The organism is Membranihabitans marinus (genome assembly GCF_019802045.1).
In the GTDB taxonomy this organism is placed as follows: Bacteria; Bacteroidota; Bacteroidia; order Chitinophagales; family Saprospiraceae; genus Membranihabitans; species Membranihabitans marinus_A.
Genome location: NZ_JAHVHU010000009.1, coordinates 1 through 23683, shown reverse-complemented (window position 1 = coordinate 23683; position 23683 = coordinate 1). Strand labels below are relative to the sequence as shown.

At 45.4% G+C, this 23683-nt stretch carries 19 protein-coding genes; 12 read left to right on the top strand and 7 right to left on the bottom strand.

Translation table 11 applies throughout. The features are described from left to right. Nucleotides 1-222 precede the first annotated feature (222 nt). Nucleotides 223-2319 carry a hypothetical protein gene (locus KUV50_RS10100; protein WP_222580024.1) on the top strand — a complete coding sequence of 699 codons (2097 nt, stop codon included), beginning with the start codon at nucleotides 223-225 and terminating at the stop codon, nucleotides 2317-2319. A gap of 84 nt (nucleotides 2320-2403) precedes the next feature. Here KUV50_RS10100 and KUV50_RS10095 read toward each other — a convergent pair whose 3' ends face one another. Next, nucleotides 2404-2883: a nuclear transport factor 2 family protein gene (locus tag KUV50_RS10095; protein ID WP_222580023.1), complete on the bottom strand. Its 480-nt coding sequence runs from the start codon at nucleotides 2881-2883 to the stop codon at nucleotides 2404-2406. Nucleotides 2884-3156: 273 nt separating this feature from the next. Between KUV50_RS10095 and KUV50_RS10090 the strand changes: the two genes are divergently transcribed. Next, nucleotides 3157-4170 carry a zinc-binding alcohol dehydrogenase family protein gene (locus tag KUV50_RS10090; RefSeq protein ID WP_222580022.1) on the top strand — a complete coding sequence of 338 codons (1014 nt, stop codon included), beginning with the start codon at nucleotides 3157-3159 and terminating at the stop codon, nucleotides 4168-4170. Between the two features lie 287 nt (nucleotides 4171-4457). Here the strand turns inward: KUV50_RS10090 and KUV50_RS10085 are convergent, their stop codons facing one another. Then, on the bottom strand, nucleotides 4458-5459 hold the full coding sequence (locus tag KUV50_RS10085) for a phosphotriesterase (protein WP_222580021.1): 1002 nt from the start codon (nucleotides 5457-5459) through the stop codon (nucleotides 4458-4460). A 317-nt stretch (nucleotides 5460-5776) separates the two neighbouring features. Here KUV50_RS10085 and KUV50_RS10080 point away from each other — a divergent pair, with 317 nt between their 5' ends. The 6 genes from KUV50_RS10080 to KUV50_RS10055 all read left to right on the top strand — a co-directional run bounded on the left by KUV50_RS10080 (nucleotide 5777) and on the right by KUV50_RS10055 (nucleotide 11953). Further along, the gene (locus KUV50_RS10080) at nucleotides 5777-6793 is read left to right on the top strand and encodes an MsnO8 family LLM class oxidoreductase (RefSeq protein ID WP_222580020.1); all 1017 of its coding nucleotides are present in this window, start codon (nucleotides 5777-5779) and stop codon (nucleotides 6791-6793) included. 80 nt (nucleotides 6794-6873) lie between these two features. Next, nucleotides 6874-7491, top strand: a complete 618-nt coding sequence (locus KUV50_RS10075) for a Pr6Pr family membrane protein (RefSeq protein ID WP_222580019.1) — start codon at nucleotides 6874-6876, stop codon at nucleotides 7489-7491. 268 nt (nucleotides 7492-7759) lie between these two features. Next, on the top strand, nucleotides 7760-8743 hold the full coding sequence (locus KUV50_RS10070) for an ATP-binding cassette domain-containing protein (RefSeq protein WP_222580018.1): 984 nt from the start codon (nucleotides 7760-7762) through the stop codon (nucleotides 8741-8743). Continuing rightward, entirely contained in the window at nucleotides 8740-9468 is a 729-nt protein-coding gene (locus KUV50_RS10065; RefSeq protein ID WP_222580017.1) for an ABC transporter permease subunit, read from the top strand. Before KUV50_RS10070 ends, KUV50_RS10065 begins: the two co-directional genes overlap by 4 nt. 15 nt (nucleotides 9469-9483) lie before the next feature. Then, a complete protein-coding gene (locus KUV50_RS10060) occupies nucleotides 9484-11001 on the top strand; it encodes a GldG family protein (RefSeq protein ID WP_222580016.1) in 1518 nt (505 codons plus the stop codon). 31 nt (nucleotides 11002-11032) lie between these two features. After that, the gene (locus KUV50_RS10055; RefSeq protein WP_222580015.1) at nucleotides 11033-11953 is read left to right on the top strand and encodes a DUF4340 domain-containing protein; all 921 of its coding nucleotides are present in this window, start codon (nucleotides 11033-11035) and stop codon (nucleotides 11951-11953) included. 15 nt (nucleotides 11954-11968) lie between these two features. Here KUV50_RS10055 and KUV50_RS10050 read toward each other — a convergent pair whose 3' ends face one another. From KUV50_RS10050 to KUV50_RS10030, 5 genes are all read right to left on the bottom strand, one after another. Then, the gene (locus KUV50_RS10050; protein ID WP_222580014.1) at nucleotides 11969-14026 is read right to left on the bottom strand and encodes an alpha-L-fucosidase; all 2058 of its coding nucleotides are present in this window, start codon (nucleotides 14024-14026) and stop codon (nucleotides 11969-11971) included. 62 nt (nucleotides 14027-14088) lie between these two features. Beyond that, nucleotides 14089-16677, bottom strand: a complete 2589-nt coding sequence (locus KUV50_RS10045; protein ID WP_222580013.1) for an alkaline phosphatase D family protein — start codon at nucleotides 16675-16677, stop codon at nucleotides 14089-14091. A 31-nt stretch (nucleotides 16678-16708) separates the two neighbouring features. Then, nucleotides 16709-17095 (bottom strand): Co2+/Mg2+ efflux protein ApaG, encoded by a 387-nt coding sequence (apaG, locus tag KUV50_RS10040; protein ID WP_222580012.1) that lies wholly within the window; start codon nucleotides 17093-17095, stop codon nucleotides 16709-16711. A gap of 6 nt (nucleotides 17096-17101) precedes the next feature. Further along, entirely contained in the window at nucleotides 17102-17674 is a 573-nt protein-coding gene (gmk, locus tag KUV50_RS10035) for a guanylate kinase (protein WP_222580011.1), read from the bottom strand. Between the two features lie 210 nt (nucleotides 17675-17884). Next, nucleotides 17885-18760, bottom strand: coding sequence for a YicC/YloC family endoribonuclease (locus KUV50_RS10030; protein WP_222580010.1), 876 nt, complete (start codon nucleotides 18758-18760; stop codon nucleotides 17885-17887). Between the two features lie 208 nt (nucleotides 18761-18968). Here KUV50_RS10030 and KUV50_RS10025 point away from each other — a divergent pair, with 208 nt between their 5' ends. The 4 genes from KUV50_RS10025 (at nucleotide 18969) to KUV50_RS10010 (ending at nucleotide 23499) form a co-directional block, all read left to right on the top strand. Beyond that, nucleotides 18969-19277, top strand: coding sequence for an HU family DNA-binding protein (locus tag KUV50_RS10025; RefSeq protein WP_222580009.1), 309 nt, complete (start codon nucleotides 18969-18971; stop codon nucleotides 19275-19277). After that, nucleotides 19270-20034 (top strand): tetratricopeptide repeat protein, encoded by a 765-nt coding sequence (locus KUV50_RS10020; RefSeq protein ID WP_222580008.1) that lies wholly within the window; start codon nucleotides 19270-19272, stop codon nucleotides 20032-20034. Before KUV50_RS10025 ends, KUV50_RS10020 begins: the two co-directional genes overlap by 8 nt. 413 nt (nucleotides 20035-20447) lie before the next feature. Further along, nucleotides 20448-22007: an Rne/Rng family ribonuclease gene (locus KUV50_RS10015; RefSeq protein WP_222580007.1), complete on the top strand. Its 1560-nt coding sequence runs from the start codon at nucleotides 20448-20450 to the stop codon at nucleotides 22005-22007. 409 nt (nucleotides 22008-22416) lie between these two features. Beyond that, nucleotides 22417-23499, top strand: coding sequence for a glycosyltransferase (locus KUV50_RS10010; RefSeq protein WP_222580006.1), 1083 nt, complete (start codon nucleotides 22417-22419; stop codon nucleotides 23497-23499). Nucleotides 23500-23683: the final 184 nt, after the last annotated feature.

Genomic DNA, 23683 nt, shown 5'->3' with positions numbered 1-23683 from the left:
GGGTCGTGTTTTCACATCCGAATTTTTATCAACCGCTGAATGGGTCATAAACTCAAATATTAGTTGAAACTAACAAAATATTCTATCTTCAGCATTTTATTATAAACCACAGTCAGCAAAAATCATATGCCAATATGATAATAACGAAAAGCTGACTCTAGAGCCCCGGAACGGTAAAAATAATTGAAACGCTTAAGAGTTGGAGGTTAATTTAAATGGACGATGAAATATATAATACGGTTAACTAGCCTGTTTATACTGATGATATGGAGTGCCTTGCCAGGTAGCGCCACTATTGATAACCCCGGCACGGTGCAGCCCTTCAGTCTGGAACACATAGCCATACATAATAAAAACAGCTCCCTGACCGACAGAAGTTCTGAATTCGATCAAACGACCTTAACCATCCACCCGACACAAGAAAACCCGGGCGTGGTTATCTGGGAAAAGGGCGATCAAGGAGATTGGAACGCCGGACAGTACCTCGTATTTGAGGTGTTCGCCAACAATAAATACAGCGGTCAAGTAAATATTGAATTTTACATAAACGCCGAACAGTCAGATTCTGAAAACAATCCGAACCAAAAAGCAAAGACCATCAAAGGGATTTATACCCACATGGGGATCCTTCCCAAACTGAAAACCAAAATGATCTTCCCATTGAGCTACCTCGATGGACAAAATGTGTTTATGCCCCGCTTCCCCCGCCAACTAAAAGGAACGGTCTGGGGCCGGCGACTAGATCCGGCAGATATCGTCAAAGTTGTCCTGCGGTTTGGTCCGATCCACAAAGTCTATCCGTCACCGGAATATGAGGTCGCTTCTATCTCTATCACTGAAAATCTGCCCCCGCCTTATCCACCCATTGAGGAATCGATCATCGATGAATTTGGCCAGTGGAAGCTCAAAAAATGGAAAGACAAGATTCGAAATGAACGACAACTCAAAAGAAAAAACAGGAAGGTCGAAAAATTAGCACAGTCAGCGACTTATCCAGATAACTGGAGCCAATATGGTGGTTGGAAAGAAAAACAATTTGAACCATCCGGATATTTCCGGACCGAGCACGATGGTCACAGATGGTGGCTGGTCGATCCGGAAGGCTATGCTTTTTTGAGCACCGGCGTGGATGTCATGCAGTATGGTTCTGCTGGCCCGGTCAATGACATTGAAGACTTATTTGAGCAACTCCCGGAAGACACCAAAAATGTGGATTTTTATGTGCAAAACCTGACCAAAGTATATGGCGAGGAGGCGCGCAGGAAATGGGAAACCACCACTAGGGGATTGATGAAAAAATACCGATTTAACACGGTGGGCAATTGGTCCGATATAACATTTATCAAAAACAACAATTTGCCGTATGTCTTGCCCCTCTACGGTTTCCCAACGACCAAAATTCGTGTATTTAGGGATTTTCCTGATGTCTTTTCCAACGAGTACCACAAAAATTCGGTTCACTTTGCCAAACAGCTTCATGATTACAAAGACGACCCTTACCTGATCGGATATTTTTTACAAAATGAACCCCAATGGGCATCCGGGGATCTCAACATTGCCTTTGAGATGTTTGGGACAACCCAGCAGTCCGAAACCAAAAATAAATTTGTCGAATGGATTCGTGAAAAATATGGCGGGGATATCAAGGATTTTAATAACAGCTGGAACCTTGATCTCCATGCTTTTCAGGAATTACTCCAAAAATCCTTCAAATCCTACCCGTCAAAAACAGCTGATAAAGATTTCTACGCATTTTCGGAAATCATGGTATCCAGATATGTAGATATCCCCTGCGATGAAATTGACAAGGTTGATCAAAACCACCTCAATCTGGGGATGCGGTATGCCTGGTTGAGTTCGGATTTACTTTACAAGGCCGGAGAACGTTTTGATGCATTTTCCATTAATGGCTATGGCATGGATCCACCTGAAACAGCGAAAATTGCCGAAAAAAGTGGCAAACCGGTACTTATTGGCGAATTCCATCACGGCGCCGTGGATCGGGCGTTACCCGCCACCGGAATCGTAGGAGTAGCTAATCAAAAAGACCGGGGAAGGGCCTATCGACACTACCTCGAACAAGGGTTTTCCCGGCCTGAGGTAATCGGAATGCATTATTTTCAATGGATCGATTTGCCGTTTTATGGACGTTTTGATGGGGAGAATTATAACATCGGGGTGGTGAATATGAACAATATCCCCTATCCCGAACTCACCAAAGCCATGACCGTTTCCAACGAACGAATCTACAAAGTGGGCAGCGGACAAGTACCTCCCGTTGATGAAAACATGAAAAAAATTCCAGCTATCCACTATTAAATATGAAACTACAATACAACCAGTTTTCCCGGATTAAAATCCCGAGCTACACTATTTCATAACTGTTTTGAATGTATTCCGAAGCTACTCCGTCGCTTTCCGGCGATTGCTGGGCCCCCAGAAAGCCCGCATGGAGACGATCTTACCTTCTTCATTGAAGTGGAAGACATCAATAATATCCGTGACCATGGGTACACCGTCTACGTCCATTCGCAATTGAAAAGGAAAGGCCGCCTCTACGCCAGCTACACGCACCGGTCCGGTCCGCATCAGGCTCAAATCCATCGTCACTGCGCCGGAATAAAATTTATAGACAGCCTCTTTGCCCGAGACGATTTCACTTCCCACGGGATCTTCCACCGTAGCGTTGTCCGCATAAAGCGACATGATCAATTCCAGATTTTGCTCATTTAATCCTTTCAAATAATTGTCCGCCACCGCCGTATAATGGCGCGCTTTCGCTTGTTCATCCATATTTTCAAAAATTACTTGATCTGCTTCATTTCCGACAGAAATAAAACTTATAAAAATCACCCCCATTACGGAAGTTATGAATACCGACAAAAGTTCTGTTTAATCATCTCGATAATTTACAATAATCATTCAAAAAACACAAGACCCCACAGCAATTGCTCGGGCCACCACCAAGATAGTCTACTATTTCCTAAATAGGATTGGGATTAAGAACTTCTGTCTGCCAGAATGATTCGCCGAGAAGATAATAAAGCTCAGCACTGGATTCTAAAACTAAACATGTTTCGTTTATCAATGTTATTCACGATGGAGGAGAACAACAAAATGGCTGGCCTCAATAGCCCGGAGTAAAAAATAAAAAACATGAAAGCAATAGGATTTAAAGAATCACTTCCCATTTCCGAACCAAATAGTTTTATCGAGTTTGAAACTGAGAAGCCGACGCCCTCGGGACACGATTTATTGGTGAAAATAGCCGCTATTTCAGTGAACCCTATCGATTATAAGATCAGACAAAAGGCAGCTCAGGATAAAGTGCTTGATACACCAAAAATCATTGGATGGGATGCTGTGGGTACCGTGGAGGCTGTTGGCGATAAGACCTCCAGATTCAAAGTAGGAGATGAAGTATTTTATGCCGGGGATCTTACCCGAAGCGGTAGTAACGCTGAATATCAGCTTGTTGATGAGCGCATCGTAGGGAACAAGCCCAAAAGCTTAAACGTGGCAGAAGCAGCTGCTATTCCTTTAACAGGATTGACGGCCTATGAATCTCTTTTCGATCGGATCCGGGTAAACCTAAAGACAGACCAGAGGAAGACGATATTGATTTTGGCAGGAGCCGGCGGGGTAGGCTCCATCGCCATACAACTCGCTAAAAAAATAGGGAATCTCACCGTGATCGCAACCGCTTCAAGGCCAGAATCCATCCAGTGGTGCAAGGACCGGGGTGCCGACGTGGTGGTTAACCACTATAAACTAAAAGAAGAACTGAAAAAAGCAGGGCATCAGGAGGTAGACTACATCCTTGACTGTGTGGATCTGGAGGGATATTGGGATACGATGGCAGAAATTATCAAGCCACAGGGACATATTGTGTCCATTACCGGCAGCAGCAAACCTTTGAACCTGGATGTCCTTAAAACCAAGAGTGTCACGTTTTCCTGGGAATTGATGTACACCCGTTCTATGTTCACTACGGATGACATCGCCCGACAGCATGATATTCTTAATAAATTGGGTGATTTACTGGACGCAGGCACCCTCCATACAACCCGGAATACTACCTTGGAAGGTTTTACTGTCAGCAATCTCAAGAAGGCCCATGAAATGCAGGAATCCGGAAAAAGCATTGGCAAAACAGTGATTCGATTCTAAAAAATCCTGCCGTTCCGAAAAAAGCTATCCTACCTGGATTAACCCGCTTTTTTCACCACGAAAATCTGTTATGACGGATAATATGCATTGCATCAAGTGCTTAAATTCCAAAATTGGGCATATTGCATAGCCCAATTTTGGGTGACGTTTGACTTTTGCGGGTTAAGGTCCTGAATGGACAGGGTTCGAAGAAAATGGAATCACCAAAAATCAGGTTCTGGAAAATTGCAAAGAGTGTCGATTGCATTAATCGCAATTGGCCTGGTGCTCCAACAAGAATAATCAGCCTATTCCCTTTTTCGTACGTCAATCCCAAAAGCCATCGCTGGGTTCACAGTGAGCAACTGATGGATATCGCGCCGGGTAAAACCAGACGCCATTAATCGAGGTATCAACACCTCAAAAATATTGGTAAAAGGCTGAATGGATTGTTCCTCTTTTTGCGGATCATACCACCCTGCATCGTGAGAGATCAGGACGCGATCTAGCAGATCCATCTCCTTTGCCCAACGAAGTTTCTCGACATAGAGTTCTGTTTTCCAGCCCACCCCATCCAGACTGATCCAGCAGCCTTCTTCGGCCGCTTTAATATATGCATCCGTGTCAGATTCGTTTTGTGCATGCACCCAAATAAAAGCAGCAGGTGACACGCCGGCATTCTTCAGTATTTGGAGCTGTGGCCACAGTCCCAGTGCTTTTCCTGTATGGGATGCGATGGTCAATCCGGTCTCCAGGTGGGTCAGCGCAGCCGCTTTGACAATTTTTTCATGCATGGGATCCAGGGGATCTTTAGGATCGACACTAATCTTTATAAATCCGGGGCGGATCCCGGTATCGTCAATACCCTGCCGGTACTCCTTTATCCACCTTTCGGATAGTTCTTGAGCGGTCAGATCAAAAGCATAAGCCGGAATGAATTTGTTTTGCTGAGCTCCATATAGCCCGGTGTTGGTCAGAATCGATACCCCTGACGCCACAGAAAGTTGCCGGAGCAGTTCGGGGTCTCTTCCCAGAAATGGTGGGGTCGCATCGACGAAGTAACCGATCTGGTATTTTTTAAGCGCCGACAGATATGGAAGCATTTCATGGAATACTGTGCTACGATTGTAATCATTCATTGTAATTTTGTCTGCGCCAATAAAATCCACCAGAATATGCTCATGGGAAAGCCAGATCGATTTCTGGTCAGCGTTTCGTGACCCGGTGACCGTTACTACAGGCTGAGCCCACATCGTCCAGCCGGCACATACAAGGACTGCAATAAGCAGAAAATTTTTGGCATTCATCATCTACAAGGTATCGTGAAATGCATATAAGTACATGCAATTTACAAAAATACATCTGCCGGACCTCCCATTTATCTTCCTAATATACTTCTTCCAGGGGCCAATCTGTCCGGAAAAACAAGACTGATATTCACCATGATCAATCATTTCCATACCTGTATACAAGAAAGACAATCGCCGTTTTGACAGGAGACTGGTCATGGAGCGATTCGGTAGCTCAAAGTGTTGGAATATCAGAAACAAAACCTATTAAGTTGGGTTTTATCAACATTACGCGTGCTTCGCCAAATTTGGTCCAAGGTTAAATAAAATTTTGTGCTATGAAATTATCTATTGTTGATCTATCCACCGTCATTCCTGGAGAAACCAGACACGACGCCCTCATGAAAAGTATCGATGTCGCCCAGCACATCGAAAAGCTAGGCTTTCACCGGATTTGGGTGGCCGAACATCACGGAGCCGCGTCTATTGCCGGTCGCGCGCCCGAGGTGCTCATCCCAGCTATAGCAGCCAACACCTCGAGCATCCGGGTCGGATCAGGCTCGGTGCTTCTGAATCACTACAGTGTGTTCAAGGTGGCTGAAGTTTTTTGCACGCTCAATGAACTATACCCCGGACGGATTGATCTGGGGGCGGGACGGGCAACGACAGGCCCCATCACTGATTTTGCCCTGCAGCAAGATCGGAGCAAGCAGTTTCGCAGTGATTCCGACCAACAAATAACAGAATTGGTAGCCTGGTTGGATCACAGTTTTCCCGATGACCACCCTTTTGCAAAAGCCCCGATTCACACCATCGACAGCCATCCCGAACTCTATCTGCTGGGCTCCAGCGCCTGGAGTGCCTCGGCGGCTTCCCAGCTCGGTTTGCCCTATGTGTTTGCCGGATTTATCAACCAAAAAGGAACACGACAAATCATTGATTCCTATCGGTCGGGATTTAAACCATCTGCAGGGCGTACAGGTGTTAAATCCCCTGAAGTGATCCTTTCCGTCCATGTGGTTTGTGCGGACACAGAAGAGGAGGCGCGCAGACAAATCGCTCCGGTCCATGTGATGTACGATAATCTCGCCCGAGGTATAATTGACGCACAAATGCCAGCTCCCGATGACGCCGTCAAAAAGCTGGGTGGGTTACCCAGCCTCGAAACTTATATGAAAGGCTCAGGCAAACCACCCCGGTTTGTGGCCGGTACGCCCGATCAGGTTCATGAGCAGCTTACTCAGCTGAGCAACGATTTATCCGTAGATGAAATCATCATCCAGGATATGATGACGAACCATGACGCACGATTGCACTCTTATGACCTTTTGGCGGGGGTATTTGATTTTATCTGATCAAAAAGATCATGACCTAGAAAAAGTATTATTACTATATTTGAGTAATCTATATTACCAGGCATGGCTCTACTATTGCTATGAAAAGAAAACTTGAAGCGTTTGGATCGGTTATAACATGGCTGACAATCGTCATCCAGCTCGTGCTTATGATCCAAAACAGAGTGGCATCTGTTCCGGAAACACTCATTCGTTTCTTTAGCTTTTTCACTATTTTGACCAATTTATTGGTTGCATTGTATTTCACGATCCGGTTTTTTAAGTGGAAGAAAAGACCCCTTCAATTTTTTTTCAAACCGGAAGCCATCACAGCGATTACCGTTTTTATACTCATCGTGGGCCTGGTCTACCAATTCGTGCTACGTCCAATCTGGGAACCCACCGGCTTGCAACTGGTCGTAGATGAGTTCTTACACAGTGTCATTCCAGTTTATTTTTTAATTTATTGGCTGATCACGATAAGACACACGGCACCCCGGATGAAGCTGGTCTTTCTATGGTTGGCTTACCCTGTATTGTACATTACTTTCATTCTCATGCGAGGTTCGGTATCCGGATATTATCCATACCCTTTTTTACATATTGGGGAAATTGGACTTTCAAGTACGCTATGGAATATGGGTGCTATCCTCGGTGTGATGATCCTTCTGATGATTGGTCTGACCCTCGTCGGAAAGTGGATTCAAAAAGATCGATAAGTCGCCGATTCATTAGATATACCCCCCCTCCAGGCGACCACGGTTTGTTTTAACACACATTAACGAATTTTGATTTTAACATAAATTCTCAATTTTATAATTTTGGGTAAATGTGATAGCAATGTCGTAGAAGATTCTTAAAAACGCTTTAGTATTTCGTGGTGTTGTTTACACACAGATGAAGAGAACTTCTCACCCTGGAATAGTGGAGCGATCCCTAAAACCTCTGCGATATTATAATCAATTTGCGGTTTTAAAATACGTACAAATGTCCATCAGGGTACACAATTTGACAAAATATTACGGGGATCAAAAAGCAGTGGACCAGATTTCATTTGAGATTCAGACTGGTGAAGTCATCGGGTTTTTAGGACCCAACGGTGCCGGAAAAAGCACCACGATGAAAATGATGACGGGATATATGGCGCCCTCCGACGGAACCATTTATATAGAGGGTGTCAATGTAGCAGAAGAACCTTTAACCATTAAAAGGAAGATTGGGTACTTACCTGAAAACAACCCGTTGTACACCGACATGCCCATCATTGATTACCTCCATTTTTGTGCAGAAATTCAGGGGGTCCACCGCGATGCCATCAAGGAACGTATACGGCAAATGATTGACCTGTGCGGTTTGGATGATGAAAAGCACAAATACATTCACGAACTATCCAAAGGATATCGACAGCGGGTCGGGCTGGCGCAGTCCATCATTCACGACCCTGATGTATTGATCTTTGATGAACCCACCACAGGGCTGGATCCCAACCAGATCATAGAGATCCGAAAATTGATCAAAAAGTTGGGAGAAGAAAAAACGGTTATCCTCAGTAGTCACATCCTATCGGAAGTAGAGGCTACATGCGATCGAATCCTGATTATCAATCAAGGCAAAATAGTGGCAGATGGTACGGCAGAATCATTAAGAAAACAAGCAGAAGGGGAAGAAATACTTCATGTTCAGCTGGGTACTATCGCAGGCGAAAGCGCAGAAATGGGTTTGCGCAGTCTCCCCACCGTGGCTTCTGTGGAAAAGCTGGATAAGAAAACCAATTACTTTAAAGTATCTTCTGAACACGGAAAAACATCACGCAAAGCTATTTTTGATTTGTGCGTCAAAAACCAATGGTATCTTATGGAACTGACACCAATGGAAACCAGGCTGGAGGATGTATTTAGAAATGTAACTTCACAGCCAGGTACAAAGAACAGGGAAGATTATATGCAGAATACCAAAATGGATATAGCATGAAAAAAATCTGGATCATAGCCCGACGAGAATTGGACAGCTATTTTGATTCACTGATTGCCTATTTGATGATCATTCTATTTTTAGGGTTGAGTGGATTTTTTACGTGGTTGTCGAACAGCAGCAATATATTTCTCATTGGTCAAGCCGATTTGCAAGTGTTTTTTAGCATTGCATTTTGGACGCTGTTTTTCTTTATTCCAGCTATTACTATGCGATCGTTGGCAGAAGAAAATCGGTCCGGCACCATTGAGCTCTTGAGTACAAAAGCGATAAGGGATTGGGAAATCGTCTCCGGAAAATTTTTATCCTGCCTGCTTTTAGTCATGATCGCTGTGGCATGTACATTTCCATATTATTGGAGTGTATCTTCTCTCGGCAACATCGATCACGGTGCTGTCACAGGTGGTTATCTGGGGTTGATACTACTCAGTGGGATGTACATTAGCATCGGAATATTTGCCAGCAGCATCACGCAAAACCAGATTGTGGCCTTTCTGTTGGCGCTCCTAATCGGGCTGTTTTTCCATCTGCTCTTTGGAATATTAGCTCGTGGTCAGTCCGGATGGTTAAGTCAACTCTTCGAGTATCTGAGTGCCCGATCCCATTTTGAATCCATTTCTAGAGGGGTGTTAGACAGCCGAGACTTTATTTATTTTCTGACGCTCATTGTATTGGGCTTATTTTTATCCACCATTTCGCTGAATAAGCGGAATTGGCAGGATTAAAACCTGATGGAAGCTATGAGAAAAAAGACGATTTATACACGAATATTTTTAGTGCTAAGCATACTAGTTTTGGTTAATTTACTTTCGGAATTATGGTATGTCCGACTGGATTTTACAGCCGACAAACAATACACCTTGAGCCAGGCCACCGATGACATCCTGGCAGAGCTGGATGATGTGGTCACAGTTACGGCCTATTTTACAAAAAATTTACCGCCACAGCTCCAAAAGTCGCGTCAAGACTTTGAAGATTTACTCACGGAATATGAAAACCGATCCGAAGGGAGCGTTGTATTTCGATTTGTTAATCCCAATGCGAACGAAACAGAAGAGCAAAAAGCTCAGGAAAAAGGCATACGACCGGTCATGGTCAATATTACAGAAAAAGATCAGGCGAGCCAGTTGCGTGCTTACATGGGGGCCACAGTGCAACTGGGCGACCGATCTGAAGTGATCCCTCTCATACAGCCCGGTGCTGGCGTGGAATATGCACTGACCACAGCCATCAAAAAATTGTCTGTGGATGAAAAACCAAAAGTCGCATTTATCCAGGGTCATGGTGAAGCCGGGATGGACGCGATGCCCCAGGTCACAGAACAACTCACAGTGCTTTATGATCCGGAAAACTACACGATCACGGACACCACCGAGATACCGACCTATTACCGCAGCATAGCAATGATCAATCCGACAGACTCCATTCCCCCGAGTCACCTGGAACAGATGGATCGATATCTGAATACTGGCGGTCATATATTAATAGCTTACAGCAATCTTCAGCCCGATCTGAACCAGGGCTTCCTGACGACGGCACCCCCGATTGGACTTAATGAATGGATGGAACGGAAGGGTTGGTCTCTGGCCAATGAATACCTTATTGATGCTACCAGCGGATCCATAAGTGTACAGCAGAACCTGGGTGGATTTGTGATGAACACCCAAAAACCGTTTCCTTTTTTTCCAATTATCTCACATTTTACAAACCATCCCGTGACAGAAGGTCTGGAGACCGTTATTTTGCCTTTTACCAGTCCGATCAATATAAATCAGACGGACAGTGCTATCCATATTAGTCCCTTGGCTATGACATCGAAAAACACCGGATTGGTTTCCTCGCCGGTTATGGTGGACATCAACAAAGAATGGACCCGGGGCGATTTCAATGCTTCCCCCCAAGTGGTGGCTCTTGCTGCAGAAGGTCCGCTAGGAGGTTCCGCAAACGGTCGAATGGTAGTCGTCAGCAATGGGACGTTTGCGGTCAATGGAACCGGTCAACAACAGCAAAGAGTCAGTGAAGATAATGTAAACCTAATCAGTAATGCTATGGACTGGCTCGCTGATGATACGGGATTGATCAACCTGAGAACAAAGGGAATAACCTCCAGACCTTTAGCTGAGGTAGATGATGGAACCCGGAACTTGTATAAATATGGGAATGTACTTGCTCCGATTCTACTCGTGATAGTCCTTGCATTATACCGTCGTCATCGGGCACGTATCCGCCGCCATAAAAGACAAACAGAACAATGGTGATTCAGTCAGTTCACATTAAATGTAAACCGCTATGCTAATAGATAAAATCAATCGAAATTTACTTGGAATTCTGATTGTACTGGCACTGACTTACGTGGTATCATTAAGTCTAAAACGAGGCTCATCAGGTAGCGCAGTATTGACACAGGATTTATTCCAGGTAGACACCGCACAAATCACGAAAATACTGATCGAAAAACAAGGCGATCAAATTCAGTTGTCCAAAGCGGGTAATTCCTGGTCAATAACCCCAAATAATGGGACCGAAGTACCTGCCTTGTCTCCTCGCGTTCACAGCTTACTCGATGCGCTGTTACGCATTTCTCCCAGCCGCATCGTATCTCAAAGGCCCGATCAATGGCGGGACTACCAAGTCGACTCCACGGGTCAACGGGTTCAGTTATTCCAGGGGCCCAAAAAATCAATGGATTTAATCATTGGCCGCGGATCGATGCAGGACCAACGTACATATATCACCTATGTTCGCCCAAAGGACGAAAATACCGTTTATGTCATCGAAAACTTTTCGGGTTCCTCGGTTTCTACCAATGCCTCAAATTACCGCAATAAAACGGTGCTCAATGCCACTGTGGACTCTATCCAGCAAATCATTTTCAATTATCCAAATGATAACGATTTTGTTCTTATGCGGATGAAAAACGAGTGGCAGATCAATGGCGTACCTGCCGATTCTGCCCGGGTGGCGGATTACTTGAATGGATTAGGACGGGTTACCAGTACGCAGTTTGCTGATCAGTATCCCCTTGCTTTGAACAATCCCCCGGCTTCAAGCATGACCATTCAAACCAATACCTCACCCGACATAATTATTGAATTATATCGCGCTGAGGACGGGAAACAAATTCTACACTCCAGCCAGAATCCAAATAATAACTTTGCAGACACCGCGGTGATAAACAAGTTGTTTGTGCGTTCTGTAGAATTTAAATAAACTCGATGGTCTCGACTACGGTACGGTCATCACATCGATTTCGGCCACCCGCATTTCTTGCCCGTTATCAACCAGAGATTTCGCTTCGAGTTTGATGTAACGTCCTTTTGATTTGCGAAAGCGGATAACTTGTTCGATGGGATTGTTTTTAATGTTGGAGAATTCACCCTGAGCCACCGTTTTCCATTTCTTACCGTTCTTACTGACCGAGAACCGGTAGTCTTGAATAATACCTGAAGCATACCGACCCTGATCAGGGGTGTACGTAAATCCATTTAACTGATGGATGTCACCAAGATCGATGATCGCTGATTCGCCAACCTTGAAGGTCGATAAAGATCGTGGATTGCCATCGATTATAGTCCGGTCTCCGCTCAGCACCTTCCAGCCTTTTTTGGGGATATCGAGCCGGGCTTCTGCTACCGGGCTCCACTGTGAGGTTACCGGATCAAGCACCGCCACACGCAATGAAGTCTTTCGGGGCAGATGAAAAGGATTCGCGTACCGGGTGGCATTTTTATCCGGGGAGCTTCCATCGGTGGTATAATATATTTCGACATCTTCATCCCCCGGCACGATGGTCACCCGGTCCTGATCATCCCGTGTTATCCGGGGCAGCGATAACACTTTGGGTGCTCGATACAGCTCGATCGACGTGATCAATGGAGCTGCCAGCGCAGAGTCCACCGTAAACCGTACTTTTTGGGTTGTCACATCATCAAACCGAAGAATGCGTTTCCGGCCAATCGTTGTTTCCTCGGCAATCTCTTCCCATTGACCCTGTTCATCCAGGACTTCCACACGAAAAGCTTCGACCCGTTGGCCCAAGGGGATGTATTCACTGACCAGAAACCGATTCAATGTTTGTGGAGCGCCCAGATCGAGCGTCAGTGAACCCGATCGTGTAAACTCATCGGTGGCCCAATAAGTCTCCGGATCCCCATCGGTGGTTTTTTCCGGGCCATACTTTGGATCATCCCATCGATAGGAAGATGCTTCTACTGCAACGTCCACAGCAAGGTTGGTCTCAAAATCTTTGCGAAGTTGATCCGCCAACGCCATCATTTGCGCCGAATCCGTAGCATGCACCTGACCGGTCCGGTCTACAGGAATATTGAGCAGAAAGGAAGCATTGCGTCCGATCGAATTGTAGTAAATATCAAGCAATTTCGGTAAGGTCTTCACCTTATGATCTTCCGACGCATGGTAGTACCAACCGGGTCGTATAGAAACATCCACCTCGGCAGGCACCCAGTGTGTTCCGTTTTTGTGACCGTACTGAAGTTCTTTGTAATGCGGCCACCCAGGCCATACCAGATCCCGGTTCAGCGTCGACCAGTTGGTTTTACCGGCAAACCCGCTTTCATTACCCACCCACCGCACATCGGGTCCTCCATCGCTGAAGATCACCGCGTTGGGTTGTAGTTCACGGACATGGTTCCATATTCTCGGGAAATTGTAATACGTCCGGCGGTCCACTTTACGATCTTCATTGGCCCCACCGTAATAACCGGTCCCCCCATTCGCACCATCAAACCATACTTCAAATACATCCCCGTATTCCGTCAGCACTTCTTCGAGTTGGTTATGAAAATACTCCAGATATTTTTCCGTCCCATAATCGGCATGATTCCGGTCCCAGGGGGAATAGTAAATCCCCATTTTGAGTCCATAATGATCACAAGCTTCGCGCAACTCCTGCAAAACATCTCCCTTTCCATTTTTCCATGGGCTGTTCTTGACTGAATGTTCCGTGTATTTGGAGGGCCAAATGACAAAACCGTCGTGGTGCTTGGCTGTGATTATGATCCCTTTCATACCCGCTTTTTTCGCCAGCCGCGCCCACTGCATACAGTCCAGATCGGTGGGATTGAAGAGGGACGGGTCTTCACCTCCGAGCCCCCATTCCATATCGGTAAAGGTGTTCATGTTAAAATGGACGAACATGTAGTACTCCATATCGGCCCACTCCAACTGTCGCTGACTGGGCAGTGCGCCATGGGGTTCGGGATGCTGACTAAAACCAGTACAAAACAAGAATATAAATAAAACAAGGGTAAAAAAGTATCTCATGTCCTAGTATTGTTAATTTCAATAATCACATTTTTATTAGTGCTCCCATGAGGTCGGTCCCTTTAAAACTCAAACCGCCGCGTCCCTGTCCCATTCGTAGAGACCTTCTGCTCTTTCCAAAGATCCCGGTCCGGCTCACCCACTTTTACTACATATTCCCCTGCTGCCAACACGCTGGCCTGATACGGAAGTCGTGATTCCGGAACCCGGATGGCAGATACGAGTTCCTCCCCAGCCTTGTCATAGACCATGACCACGGGATTGTCCAGTCCAGTTACCTCCACCGGCGGCAGTGAAATCCGCGATGAAAACCCAAAATTATCCAGCTGATTGATCTCAAAAGGCCAATCGTCGTATTGCCCCTGATTCCCTTTCGCGGGATCTGAAAACCTGGGCCAGCACTCAAATCGGATTCGTCGACTGGATTTATCAAAATGTACCACGCCATATCCAGTGGATCGATCGTACAACAATGCGGGCTCCAGGCCGGTCTTGACCGGATTCGCAACCGAAAATACAGTCATCTTATTCCCGAAGCCATCGTGGAAGTTCCCGGTGTATTTTTCACGCCCCATAATTCCTCTGTGGTCATCTGTTACCGGTGGCCACCACCTCCGGGGCCAGATACTCGTAATGGCAGGAACCGTAAAGACAAAACTACTGTCCTGAAATTCATCTACGCCATATTGCGCTACCGACGCCAAATGTTGGTCACCTACGATATGGGTTGCATACGCTTTGCGCAGGATCCGGACGATTTCATCCCGCCGAATCTGTGGCCAACCGTTTGAATCCATATCCCGGGTATAGTAATCCCCAGAAACATACTGACCGGGTTCAGGAATCTCCAATTTTGGGGTGATCTGATCGTTCTTTGTCCCTTCGGGCAGCGTTTGCAAGGTCATAAAGGAGGTAGCCGACAAGAGTGCTTTGATTTGGGTCCGATCACTCCAATCTTCCACCCATTCCTCGAGAAAAATCTTTTGACGGTCTCCGATCAGCTGTGCGGTATCGTAATCTTTAAAAGAACTGAAGTCAAAGTCGGGGTTTTCCGCATACCCATTGAAAACCTCTGCATTGGCAGGTAAAATATTTTTTGGAGCCGACTTAAATTTTCTGTCTTCAATAATCCCAAAATCAATTCCCCCATATTTCCAGCTGGTATAAAATACGGTGATGTCTTGTTTGACCGGGGTCGGATCAAAAGGGTCCGGCATATGACTGGTCTGGGTTCGCTGAACAATATTGACCCACGGCCCGGGCATTTTATACCCTCCACTGTCCTGACGGGCAGCAGCACCGCCTTTTTTAATGGTCGCTTTGCCTTCCTCACCCCACACATTCCCATGAAATACATCGTGATCATCCGGTAAACAAATGGAAGGAATGTGCCGGAAAAGATCCCGGTGGGCCCATCCGAACTGAACCCACTTTCTCAGATAGTCCAACGCTGCCTTTTCAGGCGGCTCCATCTGAATTCCAAAACCTCCGTTCGGCTCGTAAAACTGGTCGCCCAGAAAAAGAGCCAGGTCCGCATCGTGCTTACCGGCATTTCGGACCAATTCGTTGTCCGGAAAACCCAGATCCCAGTTGCAGCTGAAGGCCACAGCCTTGATCGTATCTTTGTGGTGTGGCTCAGCAGCTATCCGTCCTTTATATTCGTACTTTTTTTCAGCTCCTTCTCCAAGGGTCAAGGCGGTGGTGACTTTATAATCGTACTCTTTGGACGCATCATGGTCTTCCACCCTGAAGTGCGCTGTACGGGACCAGCCATCGATAGCCGATGAATCCACTTTTTGCCAATCCTGTTTTTTTTCTCGAAACCACAGTTCAGCCTGAAGGTTTTCCTGATCCAAAGGAGCCAGTTGCGCCGTCATTTTGAGCACATTATTATTTATCGTGTACTGCGCAAAGTAAACCGGGCCAAAAACCTGTTCTTCATTCACATCCAATAAGTCACCCCGCAGCTCCCAGGCATCGAACTGCACGGACCAGGTCTCCTGAATAGGTTTTTCAAAATCAGCAAATAATCCAATATTTCCGGCCATGGCTTCTTTCTCAAATTCGATGCCCTGTAAGGTGACCACGGGTCTTCCTTCGTACCACGCCGACAAATCAGCCGTCACTTTCTTTCCATCCGCATTCAAAAACAGTTTCAGGTCAACCCCCTCCAGCAAAAATTCTTTTTCCACCGGTTTTCCGGATCGGTGTGAACCAAGAATTAAGTGACCATCCTGATCAATTCCGGATGAAATTCCCTGACCGGTTACACAGGCACTCCGGTAATCATCAAATCGCCCCTGAATGCCCCATCGAAATCCGGCCGTTCCTTTGTATTGAAGTGCTTCTTCATTCCACCGAAGCGCGATGGACGTTTGCATAAAATTCCCTTCATCTGATAATTGATGGGTGAGTAATTGAATGTTTCGGTTGGGGCCACAGAGATTGCAACGGAGGACCTTGTTGTGGATCTCCCAATCCTGCATCCTGTTGGCCCAAAATTCCGGACCTGTCCAGACCATGTCCGGCCATTCGTGCCAGGAACTCAGATAGAATGGATTGCTGGTCTCGGGTTCTCGCTCTGCACGCCTTTGTGTCTGCAGCTCATGAACCGATGAAGCTAATTGGGACGGTGGTGTCGGTGCGGCCATGGCATAGGGTATTTTAAGTGATTATGGGCAGTTAATTCAGTAAGAAAGGAAACACAAGATCAAAGGAAGGGATACTGACATAAAATTTCTCATCGCTATTCATATCAGCCATTTGATACCGACCATCCATTCGGCCAATTTCTGTGGTTACCGGACACCAGGACGAATAGCTGTGGTAATCTCCGGGCTGTATGATGGGCTGTTTACCGATCACCCCTTCCCCAATGATTTCACGTTTCACCCCATACGCATCAAAAATCCGCCAATGCCGGGCCATCAACTGAACAGGATAGTCGGTCAGGTTTTCAATAAGAACCTCATAGACATGAACAAATTTTTTCTGCACCGGGTCTGAATGTTCTTTGTTGTAAAATGTCCGCACGCTGATCCGGATTCCATTTGTGGTGGTCGTTTGCATCTCTATTCATTTTTTAATGTTCAGGAACTCTTCTACCATGAGTTCGGCCTCTTTAAGTGTCACGTGTAATATATCATTAACAAGGATTTTATCGAAACGGTTCTGATAGGTCAGCTCATTCCGCACCTTATCGATGCGAATTTGCAGATCTTCCGCGGACTCAGTTCTCCGATTCTGGAGCCGGTTAACCAACACCGATTCATTGGGTGGTTTGATAAATATGGTCAGACATTCTTCTGTGCTGTTGTCCTGGATCTTCAAGGCGCCCTGTACATCTATGTCAAATAATATGGTTTTATCCGCTTCCCAGAGCCGGGTTAGCTCTGACCGGAGCGTACCATACAAACGCCCTTTGTAGACTTCTTCATATTCCAAAAATTCATCATTTTCAATTTTACGTTTGAATTCACTGGTCGTCAGGAAGTAATAATCTTTCCCGTCTACTTCATTGGGTCTTTGGGGTCGGTTGGTTGCAGAGATGGAGAAGCCCAGGTGGTCGGGATAGGTTTTGAGCAGATGGCTGACAATGGTCGTTTTCCCGGCACCGGATGGTGCTGTTATAATGATACTTTTTTTCATGTTCACCTTTTTATCCATATCCTCGTTTCATTATAGGTTATCGGTTATTGGGTTATTCAATTATTGGTTAACAGTAATGAGCTTCCCGATGCTTTGCACGGGACGAGCCTGGCCAAGCTCACTTTAACCTGGAATGATCCGTCTCAAAAACTTCCTCAAGTACCTTTATACGCACCAACTAAAAATTATACACTAATCATTAAAAATTCGCTAAAGCACATTGGCCAATTGCTCCTTGATTTTATCCAGTTCGTTTTTCATCTCTACCACCAGTCGTTGAATATCGGAATGGTTTGCCTTCGCACCCAGCGTGTTAATTTCACGACCAATCTCCTGACCGATAAAATTTAACTTTTTTCCTTTAACCGAATCTTCATTTCGCAGTTCCTCCATAAAATAGACACAGTGTTGCTTCAGTCGGATCATTTCCTCGTGTATATCCATCTTATCCAAATAGTAGACCAATTCTTGTTCATACCGTCCGTTATCTATTTTCTCCGGTGGAATGTGTTGTTCCAGATTTTGGCTGAGCCGGGTTCGGACATTCTCCATCCGCTCAGATTCTAGTTCAGCAATGCGTTCCTGGCCATCTACAATTTTTTGGATACTCGCACTCAAGGCTGATTCCAGCGCCTGACCCTCTTTTTTCCGATGATTCATGAGACGTCCCAGGGCAACCTCTATAGCGTTCAGGATATCGCTTTTCATATCCTTGTCTACTTTGAATTCCTGCAGTTTCACTACACCGGGAAGCTGAAGTATGGCAGATACGATGTTTTTACTATCAGCACCCAGGGAGTTGGACAACCGATCCAGCTGGTGGTAATAATTGGAAAACACCTGTTCGTCCACTTCACTGAGGCTTCCCTCCATATTTTGTCCTTCGAGGGTCAGGCTGATTTCTATCTTGCCACGCAAGGCAATTTCCATCGCCTGCTGGCGCACTTCCATTTCAAGCATTGAAAACTCTGGCGGTGCCTTAAAGCGCACATCTGTAAATTTGCTGTTTAGAGACTTGATCTCCACATTTATTTTATACGGTTCGTGCATGGTGCTGGCACTTCCAAAACCGGTCATTGAATACATAGTGTCAATTTTGGACTAAATAAAAAGAAATTAATTGAATTAATCCCATGAAGCCGTTGCTATTTGGATAAAAACTCTGTAATTTCCTGATTTTAATGCGGTTGCGCCAAAACTTTTTAAAAATCTTCGTGTTTTAATTTCCGGATACAAGATAAAATCACGTACTTTGCCGTCCATTTTGAAATGTTATAAAAACAAATTGTAATTCATGAGGAAAGCCGAACTTGTATCAGCCATATCGGAGAAGACGGGAGTACCTAAGGTCGATGTGCTGGTCACCCTGGAGAATTTTTTCACAGAGGTGAAAGAAACATTAGCAGACGGAGAGAATGTTTATATCCGCGGATTTGGTTCATTCGTTGTTAAAAAACGAGCAGAAAAAATCGGGCGTCACATTAAGAAAAACAAAGCGATTGTTATCCCCGAACATTATATCCCTGCTTTCAAACCCGCTAAAATATTTATGGACTCGGTTAAAGACCAGGTCACAGATGAAGAAGTAGCAAAACATGAATAAAAAACAGCTTTGGCTGGTTATTGGCGGATTTATATTAATCCAGATCTTTTACTTTGGCTTCGACACGGTCCAGCTGGACAAAGAAGGTGAAGTAGCCGGTGGGGATGAAGTTGCTATGGATCACGCCTGGGATGACCATCTGGATGAAGCTTTAGCCGAATTGTCAGATGAAGACCGGGATACGATCAATGCCTGGATGAGCCGGGCTGAAGAGCAGGATGTGGTCGCCCGTAAACAACTTGCTTCCTTTTGGGTTTCCAAGAGTGAGTGGGAATTGGGCGGACATTATCTGGAAGAAATCGCGAAATCGTCGCCGACCACAGAGAACCTGAGTACCGCGGCTCGAACCTATGCGACTGGCGCTCAGCAAATGGAAGATGAGCTTCATCGAACTTTTTTACGCCAAAAAGCGCTATCATTATACGATCAGGCGGTCGAAGAAGGGGCCGGGTTCCAGGTTGAATTGGATAAGACCTTGTTCCTCATCAAAATGCCGGACGATCAAAACCCCATGCAAGGCGTGTTAGCTTTGGTGGATTTGAGTAAGAAATACCCGCAGGAACCAGAGGTTTTTGTTCAGCTGGGACGATTTTCCATCCAGACCGGACAATGGGATAAAGCTCTGGAGCGTTTGCTACAGGCTTATGAACTGGATCCTGATCGCAAAGAGACCAACTGCCTGCTTTCATCTGTATACAAAGAGATGGGCGATGCAGATAAAAGTGCCGAGTTTAGCCGGCGCTGCGAGAACAATTAGATTTTAATCATTAAAACGAATATATATGCCAAGTGGTAAAAAAAGAAAGAGACATAAGATCTCGACACACAAACGTAAAAAGCGGCTGCGCAAAAACAGACACAAGAAGAAAAAATAAACTATCTAAAAATCGATTTAAGAATAGGTAAGGTTTTGAATGAAAGGTTTATCTCTATGAACCAGCTACATACTGTTTTTCAAAACCAAACCTTTGTGAGCCAAACGAAGCGATTCTGAACACCATTTTATCGTCACCTTATCAACAACTGTGATCGCATAGTCGGTCCATCGAAAGGAATACTTTCGATACAGCATATAAAATGACAGCGCAGATTGAGTGACCCGAAAACTAGTGTCTCGGTCTTATGTTAACCTTTTCGATCAAAGTCTTGCCATTGTAAAATAAAATAACAGTGGAAAAAGAACTGATAATAAATTCCAACAACAAGAAGGTCGACGTTGCTATTCTTGAAGATAAAAAATTAGTAGAATACCACCAGCAGGATTCGGATTCGAAGATTGTGGTGGGTGATATTTATTTGGGCCGGGTCAAGAAATTGGTTCCCGGACTCAATGCAGCTTTCTTGGATATCGGGTATAGCAAGGATGCCTTCTTGCACTATTCCGATCTGGGTCCTAAACTACCCTCGGTCAAGAAGTTCACCAATAAAGCCACCAGTGGACACAACACCACATGGAGGCTCAACGACTATGATCTCAACGAAGAGATCATCAAGACCGGCCGGATTGACGAAGTGCTCAAGAAAAAGGGCTTGCTTTTAGTGCAAATCCTCAAAGAGCCCATCTCGACCAAGGGACCGCGCCTGACCTGTGAAATCACTATCCCGGGAAGGCTACTGGTATTGGTTCCTTTCAGCAACATCGTAACCATCTCTAAAAAGGTCAGCAGCAATGATGAACGCAAACGGCTCAAAGTACTCATCGAAAGCATTAAGCCAGCGAATTTCGGGGTCATTCTGCGAACAGCTGCCGAAGGCAAAAAAGCAGCAGATCTCCATGAAGAGCTGAATGAATTGCTCGAGAATTGGAAGAAGATGTTCCAAAACATGATCAAAAACCGAAAAGTCGGTAAACTGCTCAGTGAATTGGATATGACCGAAAGTCTGATTCGAGACATCCTCACCGATGATTTCACCCGGATCGCAGTAAATGATAAAGACCTCTACGGCAACATCAAGAAGTTTCTGGATCATGCCATTCCCGAAAAAGCTAAAATCGTTCAAATGTACAATGGCCGGCAGGCCATTTTTGATACGTTTGGAATCACCAAACAGATCAAAGCATCCTTTGGAAAGACATCTACCATGAATAGTGGCGCTTATCTGGTGATCGAACACACCGAAGCGATGCACGTGATCGACGTGAACAGTGGACCTAAAGTCTCTACCCAAAATCAGCAAGACGCTGTTTTAAAAGTGAATATGGAGGCGGCCAAGGAGATTGCACGGCAACTCCGGTTGCGTGATATCGGCGGATTAATCATTATTGATTTTATCGATATGCGTAAGTATGAGCACCGGAAGGCACTGTTTCACCAAATGCGGGAGTTTATGAGTCCCGACCATGCCCAACACACCATCCTGCCGTTGAGTAAGTTTGGATTGATGCAAATCACCCGTCAACGGGTGCGACCGGAAGTAAAAATCGCAACCGCTGAAGTGTGTCCTTCCTGCAATGGAACCGGAAAAATCAATTCCACCATATTAACGATTGATGAACTGGAACGCGATCTGGAGTACGTGATTAAGCTGAGACCCAATACCCGTTTTGAAGTTAAAATTCATCCGTTCCTTTTTGCTTATCTGAAAAAAGGATTTCCCAGCAGACAAATGAACTGGTTTATGAAGTATAAAAAATGGATAAAGATCCAGCCCGATCAGAACCTGCCCATTAATCAGTACAAGTTTTTTGATTCCCAGGGGGAAGAGATTAATATGGAAATAGGAGATTGAGTTGATTTTAGATTGTTGATTGCAGTTTATCGGCGGGTGACTTCGACGCATGCAGTGGGACATGAATTTTTGATGTTGATAGAGTTGATGGGGTTGAAAAGGTTTATTTGTTGAGGTGTTTGTAGGCTTAGAGCTTGATTCTTTCAGTTTACAGCATCCCTTGTATATAGTTCCGCTTCTGCAAAGTTTTAATTTTCTGGTGTCAGAAATTTGCAGAAGCTCAGTACCGGGGGTTCTAACCGCCGACCGTCGGCAAGTTCACCCTGTGGGCATTCTCCTACAAGCTAAATTCGCCGCCTAACTAACTTCGTTCTTGGTGCATCAGGTTTAGATGAGGTACAAAAACGACATATGACAAATGTGAAGTGCGCCAATAGCTAATAACTCAGTGACCAGTAACTGATATACTATGATTGGGTCTACTTTACATCAAAAGAAAGTTCTTCTGTGTCCGTTGAATTGGGGACTGGGTCACGCTGCTCGGAGCATACCCATCGCCCGGGAATTCCAAAAACAGGGGTACAGTGTAGATTTTGCAAGTGATGGCGCGCCGTTGGAATTACTCCGAAAGGAGTTTCCAACGGCCCGGTTTTTTGAATTGCCCGGATTCGGAATCACCTATCCTACAAACAATATTGTTATTAATGTGGGGCGGAAGATGATCCAATTTATCACAGCCCTGCGAGCAGAACATAAAGTGGTCCGTGAAATTGTGGACCAACATAAGTACGATATCGTGGTCAGCGATAATCGATTCGGTTGCTACAGCCCGGACACCTATAATATTTTTATCACGCACCAGGTTAACATCATGTCGTCCAGCGGTCTTCTGGACCCTGCCGTCAATATCTTCAATCACCACTACATACGTAAGTACCATCAATGTTGGATACCGGATTACCCAAATTCACCCGGCCTGACCGGCCAACTTGGACACGACCACATACTGCCTCACGCCCGCTACATCGGACCCGTTTCAAGATTTAGCAGAGCGCGCCGGCCTGAACGGTTTCGTTTGGCTGCTGTATTGTCGGGACCGGAGCCCCAACGCAGTCTATTGGAAAAACAGCTGCGCCAACAATTGTCCCGTTTTCCATTTCCGACTGTACTTATTGGTGGGGTGGTATCGGAAGGCGTTCCCGTTCAGCGTGAGGAAAACATGACCCACTATCCCTTTATGACATCTCAAGAATTGAATGAAGTCATGTTGGAAAGCCAGATCATTGTTTGCCGCGGTGGCTACACCACGATCATGGATCTGGTCGCTCTGGGGAAAAAGGCCATTTGCATTCCCACGCCGGGTCAGACGGAGCAGGAATACCTCACGCGTTTGTATGAAGAGAAAAGGTATTTTCTACGGCAGGAGCAGCATGATTTGGATTTAGCATCGGCTCTGGAACGCATAGATGCTTATACAGGAATCCCAATGGATATTGAACAAGAATTAATGGAGAAGGCCGTGAGTGATTTGAAAGAGTATCTGCCTGGTTAAAGTATCAAATGGGACTGTCAAGTAGTTTGTGTATTTGTGGAGTTCAAGAAGACTTTCCAAAAAAATTTGTGTTGAGCGGAATTGATCTGATTTTGTGAGTCTAAAAACTTTATACTATGAAAGATCAAACTCAAAAATTACTCGATGAATTGGTCAATCAGATTGCAGACAAGGATGAACTTGC